General features: G+C 58.5%; 9 protein-coding genes. 3 read left to right on the forward strand and 6 right to left on the reverse strand.

Annotation, left to right across the window (positions count from 1 at the left end):
- Positions 1-5: 5 nt before the first annotated feature.
- From HMPREF2651_RS02505 to gatC, 4 genes are all read right to left on the reverse strand, one after another.
- Positions 6-806 carry an ABC transporter ATP-binding protein gene (locus tag HMPREF2651_RS02505; protein WP_038628530.1) on the reverse strand — a complete coding sequence of 267 codons (801 nt, stop codon included), beginning with the start codon at positions 804-806 and terminating at the stop codon, positions 6-8.
- Complete coding sequence (locus HMPREF2651_RS02510; RefSeq protein ID WP_370547363.1) at positions 807-1,874, reverse strand: FecCD family ABC transporter permease; 1,068 nt, start codon at positions 1,872-1,874, stop codon at positions 807-809.
- Between the two features lie 115 nt (positions 1,875-1,989).
- Positions 1,990-3,504 (reverse strand): Asp-tRNA(Asn)/Glu-tRNA(Gln) amidotransferase subunit GatA, encoded by a 1,515-nt coding sequence (gene gatA, locus HMPREF2651_RS02515; RefSeq protein WP_049181171.1) that lies wholly within the window; start codon positions 3,502-3,504, stop codon positions 1,990-1,992.
- A gap of 15 nt (positions 3,505-3,519) precedes the next feature.
- A complete protein-coding gene (gatC, locus tag HMPREF2651_RS02520) occupies positions 3,520-3,813 on the reverse strand; it encodes an Asp-tRNA(Asn)/Glu-tRNA(Gln) amidotransferase subunit GatC (protein ID WP_005509328.1) in 294 nt (97 codons plus the stop codon).
- Positions 3,814-4,040: 227 nt separating this feature from the next.
- Between gatC and HMPREF2651_RS02525 the strand changes: the two genes are divergently transcribed.
- Both HMPREF2651_RS02525 and HMPREF2651_RS02530 read left to right on the forward strand, forming a co-directional pair.
- Positions 4,041-4,706 carry an ACT domain-containing protein gene (locus HMPREF2651_RS02525; protein ID WP_038628526.1) on the forward strand — a complete coding sequence of 222 codons (666 nt, stop codon included), beginning with the start codon at positions 4,041-4,043 and terminating at the stop codon, positions 4,704-4,706.
- Between the two features lie 127 nt (positions 4,707-4,833).
- Positions 4,834-7,200, forward strand: coding sequence for a glycogen/starch/alpha-glucan phosphorylase (locus HMPREF2651_RS02530; RefSeq protein ID WP_038628524.1), 2,367 nt, complete (start codon positions 4,834-4,836; stop codon positions 7,198-7,200).
- Here the strand turns inward: HMPREF2651_RS02530 and ligA are convergent.
- Positions 7,197-9,317, reverse strand: a complete 2,121-nt coding sequence (ligA, locus tag HMPREF2651_RS02535; protein ID WP_141745475.1) for an NAD-dependent DNA ligase LigA — start codon at positions 9,315-9,317, stop codon at positions 7,197-7,199. The genes HMPREF2651_RS02530 and ligA overlap by 4 nt on opposite strands.
- A 95-nt stretch (positions 9,318-9,412) precedes the next feature.
- Between ligA and HMPREF2651_RS02540 the strand changes: the two genes are divergently transcribed.
- Positions 9,413-10,093 carry a 3'-5' exonuclease gene (locus HMPREF2651_RS02540; RefSeq protein WP_038628522.1) on the forward strand — a complete coding sequence of 227 codons (681 nt, stop codon included), beginning with the start codon at positions 9,413-9,415 and terminating at the stop codon, positions 10,091-10,093.
- A 49-nt stretch (positions 10,094-10,142) separates the two neighbouring features.
- Here the strand turns inward: HMPREF2651_RS02540 and HMPREF2651_RS02545 are convergent, their stop codons facing one another.
- Positions 10,143-12,353 (reverse strand): MMPL family transporter, encoded by a 2,211-nt coding sequence (locus HMPREF2651_RS02545; protein ID WP_246815689.1) that lies wholly within the window; start codon positions 12,351-12,353, stop codon positions 10,143-10,145.
- Positions 12,354-12,495 lie beyond the last annotated feature (142 nt).

The raw sequence follows: 12,495 nt of genomic DNA on the forward strand, positions 1-12,495 counted from the left end.
TACTCCTAGTTGATGGTGACAGCATCCAGCTCGCTATCGATTGCGAGGTGGCGGCGGCCAGCGGGGGAATTGAGCTGACAGGATTCAACCTGAAAGATTTGGGCGACAAAGTCGCGGGTAAGCACTTCTGTGGGAATGCCGTCGGCCGCGATACCGCCGTCCGCGACCACGATGACGCGGTCGAAGTGGTTCATCACCAGGTCCAAGTCGTGGATCGCGGCAATGACACACGCTCCGCTGGAGCGGGCCAGACGGAGGACGGATTGTTGATGGCGCACGTCGAGGTGGTTAGTGGGCTCGTCGAGAAGCATGATTGGCGAGTCCTGGGCGATGGCACGCGCCAGACACACGCGACGGCGTTGCCCACCCGAGAGTTGCCCACACAGGCGTTGCGCAACCGCTTCCAACCCCACGAGCTCCAGCGCACGGTCGACGTGGGAATTGTCCTCGGCAGTGTTGCCACCAAAAAGGCGCTGGTAGGGCAAGCGCCCCAGGGAGACAAAGTCGCGCACGCGCATTTCGGCGGGTGGAACCTCGTTCTGCGCGACGAAAGCCAGATCGCGGGCGCGGTGCTTCGAGCTGATTGAGCTCATCGATTTGCCGTTAATCTCAACCTCGCCCGTGGCCGGTTTCGTGATTCCACCGAGCGCACGCAGCAACGTGGATTTGCCCGCGCCGTTAACACCGATGATGGCGGTCATGGGTTCTGCACCGAAGTTGAGGTTGACTCCGCTGACAATGGTGCGCCCAGCGATATCGCAGCGCACATCTTTAGCGGCGAGTACAGATTTTTGTGGGGCGCTCATTTACTCGGCACCTCCGTAGCTGTAGTGCGAACGGCTCATGAGGTATAGGAAAAGTGGTGCACCAACCAATCCCGTGACTACTCCCAGCGGCATTTCCTGGCTTCCGCCCACTACGCGCGCGATGATGTCCACCCAGATGAGAAACAGTCCACCCATGAGTGCAGCAACCGGTAGGACAACGCGGTGTGTGGCCCCTACCAAGATGCGGGTCAAGTGTGGAATCACCAGGCCGACAAACCCGATGCCACCCGAGACCGCAACAAGCGTGCCAACGAGGACAGCCTGGAGCACAAATACCTGTGTGCGTAGCCGAGAAACGTCAATACCTACGGCTGCTGCAGTGCTCTCACCAGTTGCCAACGCATCCAGATGACGGGCTTTGACCAGGAAAAACAACAGTACTGCGATGAGGACAATGAGCGGGAAGAGCGTCTTCAGCCATGTCGCACCGGCAACAGAGCCCAGCATCCAAAACATCACGGACTGCGCGGCCCTCGGGTCTGGCCCAGCGAAGACCATGAAGCTACTCAGCGCGGAAAACGCAGCGGAGAGCACAACGCCAGAGAGCACCAAGCGCAGCGGAGTCAGCCCACCGCCTGCAGTGGCGAAAGCACCGACTGCGAGGGTGGCCATGACTGCACCGAGGAGTGCGCCGAATGTCAGCGGCGCGATGGGGCTACCGGAGAAAGCACCAAAGATAATCACCGCGGTCGCACCAGCGCCGGCGCCGGCAGAAATACCTAGCAGATACGGGTCTGCCAACGGGTTACGGACCAATGTCTGCATAGCCACACCGGAGACAGCTAGCCCCGCCCCTACAATCGCTGCGAGAATTCCCCGGGGAGCGCGGAGGTTCCAGATGATGGTGTCCGAACTGGCGGGCACAGATTCATCGAGCTCAGTGCCGAAGATGTGATGCGAGATGACCTGTGTCGTGGTGGACCAGGTGATATCCGCCGAGCCGAAGACCACCGCAGCGACCAGACTGACGGCAATGGCTATGACAATGACCAGCCCATAGATCCACGGCATAAACCGCGGTGGGTTTTTAAATCTAACTCTCTCCATGTTTGCGTTCCTGCGCATGTATGAAACTCTCCCCGACACGACAACAACCGCCGCTCTCCCACTTCAGTGAGAAAACGACGGTTGCAGAAAACCGACTAAGGCTTATTGAACGCTTTTATGCAATCGAGCCGCGAACCTTTTCGTAGGCAGCGCCGACCTTGTACAGACGATCATCACCGTGGCGCGGAGCCATAATCTGCAGGCCTACCGGCAGGCCGGTGTCTTCAGCCAGGCCCGACGGCACGGACATGCCACACATGCCGGCCAGGTTGAGCGGCAGAGTACACAGGTCGAACATGTACATGCTCAGCGGGTCGTCAACCTTCTCGCCCAACTTAAACGCAGTGGTCGGAGTGGTCGGCGAGATCAGGACATCCACCTGTTCGAAGGCCCGCTCGAAGTCCTGCTGAATCAGGGTACGGACGCGCTGTGCCTGGATGTAGTAGGCGTCGTAGTAACCGACCGATAGCGCATAGGTACCGATGATGATGCGTCGCTTAACCTCATCGCCGAAACCAGCGGCACGGGTCATAGCCATGACCTCATCGGCCGAGTGCGAACCGTCATCACCAACACGCTGGCCGTAACGCATGCCGTCGAAACGAGCCAGGTTGGAGCTGACCTCACACGGCAGAATCAGGTAGTACGCGCTCAGTGCGTGGTCGAAGTTCGGGCAATCGACCTCGACCACCTCTGCGCCAGCTTCCTTAAGCTTGTCGACGGCCTCGTGGAAGCTGTCCAGTACGCCGGCCTGGTAACCCTCGGTGCGGTCGAACTGCTTGACGATGCCGACCTTAACCCCCGTGAGGTCACCGGTAGCACCTTCCTTGGCAGCAGCAACCACATCGGCAATCGGCTGCTCCGTGGAAGTCGAGTCATTCTCGTCGTGACCAGCAATGATTTCGTGCAGCAGCGCGGTGTCCAGAACGGTTCGCGCGGTCGGCCCACCCTGGTCCAACGAGGAGGCACAAGCGACCAGGCCGTAGCGGGATACCGTGCCATAGGTCGGCTTCACGCCGACCGTTGCGGTCAGAGCTGCTGGCTGACGAATCGAGCCACCGGTGTCAGTACCGATAGCCAGCGGAGCCATACCGGAAGCCAGCGCCGCGGAAGAGCCACCACCGGAACCGCCTGCGGTGCGCTCAACATCCCACGGGTTGTGAGTCGGGCCGTAAGCGGAGTTTTCAGTCGACGAGCCCATGGCGAACTCATCCATGTTGGTCTTACCCAGGATTGGGATGCCAGCTGCACGCAGCTTGGCAGTAACCGTTGCGTCGTAAGGGCTCATGTAGCCCTCGAGCATCTTGGAAGCACAGGTGGTCGGCGCATCGGTGGTAGTGAAGACATCCTTCAGTGCCAGCGGAACACCGGCCAGCGCGGAGGCCGGCTCCTCGCCAGCATCCAGCGACTCATCGACCTTGCGAGCTGCAGCCAGGGCCTCTTCGGCACCGACGTGCAGGAATGCGTGAATGTCCTCATCAATTGCCGCGATACGGTCGAGGAACGCCTGGGTGACCTCTACCGAGGTCAGCTCACGAGCGTGAATCTTCTGTGCGAGCTCGAAAGCGCTCAGCCCCAGAATCGGGTCCTCAGCAACAGCGGCATGCAGATTCGGGTTAGCTGCAGTCATTTCTTCCACGTACTCCTACTCGCCGAGAATCTGGGGAACTTCAAAGCGCTGGCGGTCCTGCGACGGCGCCTGGTCCAGCGCCTGCTCCGCAGTCAGCGTCGGCTTGACGACGTCCTCGCGCATCACACCGGACAGCGAAGAGGGGTGACTCATCGGTTCCACATCATCCGCAGCCACCTTTTGAACGGCCTGGACGTGGTTAATAATGCCGTCGATCTGACCGGCGAACTCGTCGAGTTCCGCGTCAGTCAGAGCCAGACGGGACAATCGCGCTAGGTGTGCGACCTCATCGCGTGAGATAGCTGGCACGCTAGTACCCCTTTCATTTCTTCGTACGAAGCTAGTGCACAGAAGTTTAGTTGAAACTGATTTTGAACCGCGCGAGCGGGCTGTACTTGCCAACAGTAGTCGTTATCGTTGAGTCGTTGTCCGCAGGGTCTTACATTTCAGAGGTTTACCCTGTAACCTAAATCACTACTTCTATAGTTACACCGCAAGAATCACTCTCAATTATTCGAAAGGTTGTACACACAGCCATGAGTTACCTCCTTCGCATCCAGCTTCCCGACGAACCAGGCGCACTTGGCTACGTCGCGGCTGCCCTGGGCGAAGTAGAAGGTGATATTCGCAGTGTCGACGTCGTAGATTACGGCGCTAATGGCGTTGTTGTCGACGACATCGTGGTTGACCTGCCTATGGGCCTGCTCCCAGACACACTGATTACAGCGGCTCAGTCCATTAGCGGAGTGGAAGTCGATTCAATTAGACCTTTCTCCGGCTCGGTTGACCGCCGCGGACAGATTGCGCTGCTGGCCAAGTTCTCACAGCACACGAAGAACTTGGATCGTGCCCTCGGAGATGTCGTCGACGGCCTGCCTCAGACTATGACTGCAGGCTGGGCTATCGTCCTCGGCGAACAGAGCGATGGCCACTGGGTGCGTCGCGCTTCCTCTACCGCTGCTCCAGAGGATAACGGCCGGACTCTGCCGGAAGCCCCGATTGACTCGCCACGAAACCTGGATCCGGACGAAGAAACGTGGCTGCCGGAGGACTGGACGGTTATGGACTCCTCCATTGCCGCTACTCCAATGGGCGAGGGTCTGGTTCTCGTTATTGGCCGGCCCGGCGGGCCGGACTTCCTGCCAAGTGAGGTTGAGCACTTGGGACGTATTGGCACGATTGTCGGCGCGATTATCGACTAGCAGCGACTAGTGGGCTGCTCCCTTCTGCTCGAAGCTCTTACCCTATGGCTCCTCCCCTATGGAGCGCAGTGATTCACGCTTAGCGGTAAAGTCTGGAAATGATACCAGTCAATAAGGAGCTTCTTTGATGTCGAACTTGAGTGACCTCGTCGGATCCCACGTTCGTGCCGAATCCGGCCGTGTCCCCCAGTCGTCCACTGAGATGGAATTCTGGTCCGGTCTGTCACGGGTTGTTGTCGATGACCTAGCGGACAACTGGCAGCGCACCACGGAGGCATACGCTGCTACCCGCCAGCAGCACTACTTCTCCGCCGAGTTCCTCATGGGTCGCGCCCTGCTGAACAACCTGCTCAATGCAGGCCTGGTGGATGAGGCCTCCGCTGCGGTGGAAAAGTACGGCAAGAATCTGACAGACGTGCTCGAGGCCGAACACGACGCCGCTCTCGGTAACGGTGGCCTGGGTCGTCTGGCCGCCTGCTTCCTGGATTCCTGTGCCACGCAGAATCTGCCGGTGACCGGTTATGGCATCCTCTACCGCTACGGTCTGTTCAAGCAGAGCTTTGAAAACGGCTTCCAGGATGAGCACCCGGATCCGTGGATGGAAGAGGGCTACCCCTTCGTCATTCGTCGCGAGGAACTGTCCAAGATTGTCACCTTTGATGACCTGGTCGTGCGCGCTGTTCCATATGACATGCCAATTACCGGCTACGGCACCGATAACGTCGGCACGCTGCGCCTGTGGCACTCGGAGCCAATGCGTGAGTTCGACTATGACGCCTTCAACTCGCAGCGTTTCACCGACGCCATTGTCGAACGGGAGCGCGTCCATGACCTGTGCCGCGTGCTCTACCCGAATGACTCGACCTATGACGGCAAGGTGCTGCGCGTTCGCCAGCAGTACTTCTTCGTCTCGGCTTCGCTGCAGACAATGATTGATTCTTACATCGAGAATCACGGCGAGGACCTGCGCGATTTCCACAAGTACAACTCCATTCAGCTCAATGACACCCACCCGGTGCTCGCGATCCCAGAGCTGATGCGTCTACTCCTGGATGAGCACGATATGAGCTGGGACGACGCCTGGAACGTCGTTTCCAACACCTTCGCCTACACCAACCACACCGTTCTGGCAGAAGCGTTGGAGACCTGGGAATACTCCATTTTTGACCGTCTCTTCGGTCGCGTTCTGGAGATCACCCGTGAGATCGACCGCCGCTTCCGCGAAGACCTGGCGGGGCGCGGCTTCGACCAGGGCAAGATTGACTACATGGCGCCGATTTCCCACGGCCGCATCCACATGGCGTGGATCGCCTGCTACGCTGCGTACTCCATCAACGGTGTGGCTGCCCTGCACACGGAAATCATTAAGCGCGAAACGTTGAAGGACTGGCACGATATCTGGCCGGAGCGCTTCAACAACAAGACCAACGGAGTCACCCCGCGCCGCTGGCTCAACCAGTGCAACCCGCGCCTGTCGGCGCTGCTGACTCGCCTGTCGGGTTCGGATGCCTGGGTCACCGACCTGGACAAGCTCGCTGAGCTCGAAAAGTTTGCTGACGACGAGGCCGTGTTGCGTGAGATTCTCGACATCAAGCACGAGAACAAGAAGGACTTCGCCACCTGGCTGGAGCACCGCCAGGGTATTTCGGTGAACCCGGACGCCATCTTCGATACCCAGATTAAGCGTCTGCACGAGTACAAGCGCCAGCTTCTCAACGCGCTCTACATCCTGGATCTCTACTACCGCATCAAGGAAGACCCAGCGCTGGACGTGCCACCGCGCGTGTTCATCTTCGGTGCCAAGGCCGCCCCAGGCTACGTTCGCGCGAAGGCCATCATTAAGTTCATCAACGCTATCGCGGACAAGATCAACAACGATCCGGACATGGACGGTCGCCTGCAGGTCGCCTTCGTTGAAAACTACAACGTCACCCCGGCAGAGCACATCATCCCAGCCACCGACGTCTCCGAGCAGATTTCCACTGCCGGTAAGGAAGCTTCGGGTACCTCGAACATGAAGTTCATGATGAATGGCGCACTGACGCTGGGCACCATGGACGGTGCAAACGTCGAAATCGTCGACGCCGCCGGCGAAGAGAACGCCTACATCTTCGGTGCGCTGGAAGAGGAACTGCCGGAGCTGCGCCGCACCTACAGCCCACGTGGCACTTACGAAACGGTGCCGGGGCTCAAGCGCGCTGTCGATTCGCTTGTCGACGGCACTTTTGATGACGGTGGCAGCGGAATGTTCCACGACCTGCACTTCTCGCTGCTAGAGTCCAACGGGTACGAGCCGGCCGACGTTTACTACGTCCTCGGCGACTTCGCTGACTACCGCGAAACCCGTGACCGCATGGCCGAGGACTACCGCGACGAGCTGGCGTGGGCCAAGAAGTGCTTCCTGAACATCATCCGTTCGGGCCGCTTCTCCTCCGACCGCACCATCCGCGATTACGCCAACGAGGTCTGGAAGCTAGAAGAGACCAAGATTTAGGCCTGACCAGTTTCCAGCAACCGCTTGAACCCATCCTCATCGAGGATGGGCAAGCCCAGTTCCTCGGCCTTTGTGGCCTTGGAGCCGGCGTTTTCGCCAACCACCACGTAGTCGGTCTTCTTCGACACCGACCCCGCGGCCTTACCACCACGGGAGATAATGGCTTCCTTCGCGCTATCGCGTGTGAAGTCCTCCAAAGAGCCGGTGACTACCACGGTCAATCCCTCTAGCACCTGATCTGGGCGATCGGTGACCTCATCGGCCATGCGCACACCCGCAGCTTCCCAGCGCTCAACAACCTCGCGGTGCCAGTCCACCTCAAACCAATCGGCTACGGAATCGCCAATAATCTCACCGATCCCGTCAATCGCCGAAATCTCCTCACGGCTCGCAGCCCGCAGCGCCTCCATCGAGCCGAACTTCTGCGCCAAGGTCCGCGCTACCGTCGGGCCCACATGGCGAATAGACAGACTGACCAATACACGCCACAGCTCTTTATCCTTGGCTGCCTCAATATTGGCCAGCAGCTTCTTACCATTGGCATTCAGCGTTTTGCGCGAAGCCGTGGTGTAGACCTCAGTGCCGAGCAAATCTTCCTCGGTGAGGTCGAAGAGCAGGGACTCGTCGTCAAGCACGCCGCGATGAATCAAGTCGGCAGCACCCCTCTCCCCCAGGTTTTCAATATCAAACCCGGAGCGAGAGGCGAGGAATTCAATACGACGACGCAGCTGACCTGGGCAGTAACGGGTATTGGGGCAACGCCAATCGGCATCGCTGTCCTTTGCCGGAGCCAAACGAGTACCGCACTCGGGGCACAGAGTCGGGTAAATGTACTTTCGCTCGCTGCCATCTCGGAGATCGGCCACGGGACCGAGCACCTCTGGAATCACGTCACCGGCCTTGCGGATGGTCACGCGGTCCCCGATGAGCACTCCCTTTCGGTGCACTTCAGAAGGGTTGTGTAGCGTCGCCATCTCGACCGTCGATCCCGCCACAAAGACTGGCTTCATGACGGCATATGGCGTCGCACGACCAGTTCGTCCGATGGAGACTCGAATGTCCAGCAGGTCCGTCGTGACCTCTTCTGGCGGGTACTTATACGCAATCGCCCAGCGTGGCGCCCGCGAGGTCGCGCCCAGCGCGCGCTGCTCGGAAAGGGAGTCAACCTTGACCACAAGCCCATCCATCTCGTGGATAGCATCGTGGCGGTGCTCTCCCCAGTACTGCATCTGCTTGACGACGTCGTCCGCGGAATGAACCTGCTTTGTATACGGCGACACGTGGAAGCCCCACTCGTCCAAAGCCCGATAGGCCTCGTGTTGGGACTGCGGACGCCATCCCTCGATATGGCCAATTCCATGGCAAATCATGGACAAACGGCGCTTTGCCACTTCTGCAACGTCCTTTTGTCGCAGTGAACCCGCAGCTGCGTTACGCGGGTTCGCGAACGGCTTCTGGCCTGCGTCGACGCGGTCGGCATTGATGCGTTCGAACTCTTCCAACGAGATAAAGACTTCACCACGTACCTCGAGCACGTCGGGGATGTTCTCGCCGCTGATTTCATGCGGAATATCTTCGATGGTGCGCGCATTAGCGGTGACGTTCTCCCCCACGCGGCCGTCTCCGCGGGTGGCCGCCCGGACAAGGCGACCTTTCTCATAGACCAGGTCAATTGACAGGCCATCGATCTTCAGCTCAGTCAGGTATGTGCTGGCCGGAGTGCGGGCCAACCAGTCGCGCAGTTCCTGCTCATCGAAAACATTATCCAAGCTGTAGAGGCGTTCGAGATGCTCAACGGGCTCGAACACTTCGCCGTCGGCAGGCGCTTCGACCTGCGCACCGACCTGCTGCGTGGGGCTGTCCGGCACCACCAGATCGGGCCACTGCTCCTCTAAGTGCTGCAATTGACGGAACATCTCGTCGTACTCAGCATCGGAGATAACCGGCTGTGCGGTGTAGTACAGCGCAGCGTTTTCACGAATGCGAGTAGCTAGATCTTGCCAATTCTCCCGGACGTCCGCCGGCGCTGGTTCGGAGGCGGGGGCGCTGGAAAACGAAGACAAATCGGAGGTTGACAGGTCGGAGTTCTCATCGGTCGAGGAAGTCACGTCGCTCATTCTATGTCATTGCCCGGATGCGCCGGTCGAACTGAAATTCTCTTGACCCGTTCCTGTCACGTCAGTGAATCCGTGCTCTCCGCTACAGTTGAGACATGCATAATTTCGATCCGCGACGCATGCTCGCGTTTGATCTGGAGACTACCGGCACGGACCCCCGTACCTGCAAAATCGTCACTTCCGCATTGGTCCGGCTGACGGAGCAGGGCAAAGATTCCACCATCATGCTCGCCGATCCCGGTGTCGAAATTCCGCAAGCTGCGTCTGATGTGCACGGCATCACCACTGAAAAAGCTCGCGCGGAGGGGCGTCCGCATGATGAAGTTTTGGCGGATACCATTGCGGGTCTTCGAGCTGCCTGGCGCGATGGTCTGACTGTAGTGGCCTACAACGCGGCCTATGATTTGACCGTACTTCGCTCGCAAGACCCCAGTTTTACTGTTGACGGGCTCGTGGTCGATCCTTTTGTGCTGGACAATTACTTCGATCCTGATCGCCGTGAAAAGCGCACTCTAACTGATGTCTCCCGCCACTATCAGGTGCGGCTAGACGGGGCACATGATGCCACCGAGGATGCTCTCGCCGCCGCGCGCATCGCGTGGGTGATGGCGCGTCACTACCGTGAATTGACCGAAAAATCGGGAGACGAACTCATGGAGCTGCAAGCTGTCGCGTACTACCAGTACAAGAAGAACCTGCAGCGTTGGCTGGCAGACAAAGGCCGCGACGTATCTAACTTCACTTTCGGGTGGCCGACCGACGTTACTGACGCTTAAGGTCGGCTCACCGTACTTGCACACGGAAGGGCTGGTTAGCCACTGCCCACTAGTGTTCGGCTGACACTATTTCTGCCCGCGGCTGTTCCTTTGATTCGGCGAGCAACTTGCTCGGCTTTGTTGGCCACAGTGCATTGTCACCAATCAGGCGGACAATGGCCGGGACAATGAAGGGGCGGACCACGAAGGTATCCAGCAAAATACCAAGTGCCAGGCCCAAACCGAACTGGTAGAGCTCACGGATTGGCTGCGTCATCAGCACTGCGAAGGTAGCTGCCAGAATCAGACCTGCCGATGAAACCACGCCGCCAGTTCGGGCAACGGCAATCTTCATTGCCGCACGCATATCGTGGTGCTTCAGCTCCTGCCGCAGCCTACTCATCACAAAGATGGTGTAGTCCACCCCCAGTGCAATCAAGAACACCAGAATGTAGGAAGTCACGCGGTTACCAATGCCCTCATCTCCCTGAATATTCAGTGCAATTAGGACGGTTACCCCCATCGTGGCGACGAACGACAGCAACAGTGTCGCTGCCAAGTACAGCGGCGCTAGTAGGGATTTGAGTAGCACTGCCAACACAATTGCCACGATGACAATCATCACTGGCACCAGCATCTTGATATCGCGATCGAGCTCAGCGCGGACGTCGCTAAGCTCAGCGGTTTCGCCCGTGGCAGTCACTGTCGTGTCTGCGGAAGCACCAGCCGTCTTCAGTGCATCGCGCACATCATTGCTGATGGGTTCCAGAGCTTCCATGGATTCTATGATGTATGGATCCTGATTGAGCACAACAGTCATGTGTGCCGTCTCACCGTCATCGGTGACATCACGGGCAGTGACACTAATTCGGGCGATATCCGCAGAATCCTTCTTTGCCACCTCTTCAGCGGCCTGCTGCAGCTGCGGCAAGTCGAGATTCTTCCCTTCGATAAGCAAGGTAGTCGGGGCAATTTCGCCCGCACCAATATCGCGGGCCGCAAGCTCCTGCCCCGCCGCCGAGTCGGTATCCACGCGGAAGCCAGTGAGGAAGTTGAAAGACTCCTTGTAATTCAAGACCCCCAGCGACATCACAATCAGCAGTGCCAGGCCTGCGGCTAGAACAGCCTTTGGCTTCTTGTCGACGGTATTGGCGACCTTCGTCCACATCTTCGAGTCGACTCGCTGGAGTGCCTTGTCATATCCGCCCGGCCAGAATGCAGCCTTGCCCACCGCAATGAACAACGCCGGCAGGAACACGGCAGCAACGATGGCCATTGAAGCGACACCGATAGCGAGATACGGGCCGAAGCCTTGCAACGCGGGCGACTTGGTGAATAGCAGCGCCATCATTGCCAGGATGATGGTGCCTGCGGAGCTAGCGAGAACCTCGCCAGTACGCCCCATTGCATCCACCATTGCAGCATTACGGTCCAGCTCTTGCTCCTTTTCTCGCTGGGTAGCCAGTGCTTCACGGTAGCGGGCATTGATAATCACCGCATAGTCAGTACCGACACCGAAGAGCAACACTGTCATAATCGATGCGGTCTGCGAGCTGATCTCAATGGCACCGGTATCTGCGAGCAACGCGCCGACGCTCTGTACCAGCTGCATTGCAACACCAACGGCCATCAACGGCAGGACCGCGAGTACTGGCGAACGATAAACTAGTAGCAAAATAACTAGCACCAAAAGAATGGTTCCGAGCATGAGCACCCGGTCACCAGAGGAAAAGACCTTCACGGTATCGGTGACGATGCCCGCTGGGCCGGTGAGGTGAGTTTCCACGTTGCCGGATTTGTCAGCATTATCTGCAATGGCGGCGATATCCTCGCGCAGTGCATCAATGTCATCGCGGTAGGACTTCTCAGTAGCATCGCCCACCGTGGGGACAACGATGGTTACGGTCTTTCCATCCTCGCTGCGGGTTCCTTCCGGTGAACCCGGGATACACTTGCCTTCACGAAGCACCTGGCTTCCCAAGCTGGTACACACGGGGCTAATCGGCGCCCGAGTAAAACCCCCGTCCCGCTCAGCTAAATCAGCGAGAACGTCGTGCGCGGCTTTCTCAGTGGTCTTTGCCGAGTCTGAGGTCAACACTACGACGGCAGGCAGAAGATTTGGCTCGGTGGGAAATGCCTCACGGAGACGCTTCTTCGCTTCCATTGACTGCGCAGTTTCCGACGGACCGTCGCCGGAATTCGTCTTTACGTCCTCCACAGAGGGCGCTACTGCTGACAGAAGCCCCACTACCAGCAACGACACGACGATGGTGAGCCACATGCGTCGTTTAGTGCCAAATAAAGCGGCGTTGAATCGCCGATACATGACGCGGGTGTCCTTTCTAGGTGATTATCTGCATTTTCTTGTGGATTGTCTCCAGTTCCTGAGATTATGAGAACACCGTGACTTATAAAATCAGAGA

The sequence above is a fragment of the Corynebacterium sp. HMSC063A05 genome (genome assembly GCF_001809695.1).
Classification (GTDB): domain Bacteria; phylum Actinomycetota; class Actinomycetes; order Mycobacteriales; family Mycobacteriaceae; genus Corynebacterium; species Corynebacterium amycolatum.

Excerpts from the sequence above, each read along its gene's own strand:
- gatA (WP_049181171.1), bottom strand. The coding sequence starts at position 3,504 with ATGACTGCAGCTAACCCGAATCTGCATGCCGCTGTTGCTGAGGACCCG.
- HMPREF2651_RS02505 (WP_038628530.1), bottom strand. The coding sequence starts at position 806 with ATGAGCGCCCCACAAAAATCTGTACTCGCCGCTAAAGATGTGCGCTGC.
- HMPREF2651_RS02545 (WP_246815689.1), bottom strand. The coding sequence starts at position 12,353 with ATGTGGCTCACCATCGTCGTGTCGTTGCTGGTAGTGGGGCTTCTGTCA.
- HMPREF2651_RS02525 (WP_038628526.1), top strand. The coding sequence starts at position 4,041 with ATGAGTTACCTCCTTCGCATCCAGCTTCCCGACGAACCAGGCGCACTT.
- HMPREF2651_RS02530 (WP_038628524.1), top strand. The coding sequence starts at position 4,834 with ATGTCGAACTTGAGTGACCTCGTCGGATCCCACGTTCGTGCCGAATCC.
- ligA (WP_141745475.1), bottom strand. The coding sequence starts at position 9,317 with ATGAGCGACGTGACTTCCTCGACCGATGAGAACTCCGACCTGTCAACC.
- HMPREF2651_RS02510 (WP_370547363.1), bottom strand. The coding sequence starts at position 1,874 with ATGGAGAGAGTTAGATTTAAAAACCCACCGCGGTTTATGCCGTGGATC.
- HMPREF2651_RS02540 (WP_038628522.1), top strand. The coding sequence starts at position 9,413 with ATGCATAATTTCGATCCGCGACGCATGCTCGCGTTTGATCTGGAGACT.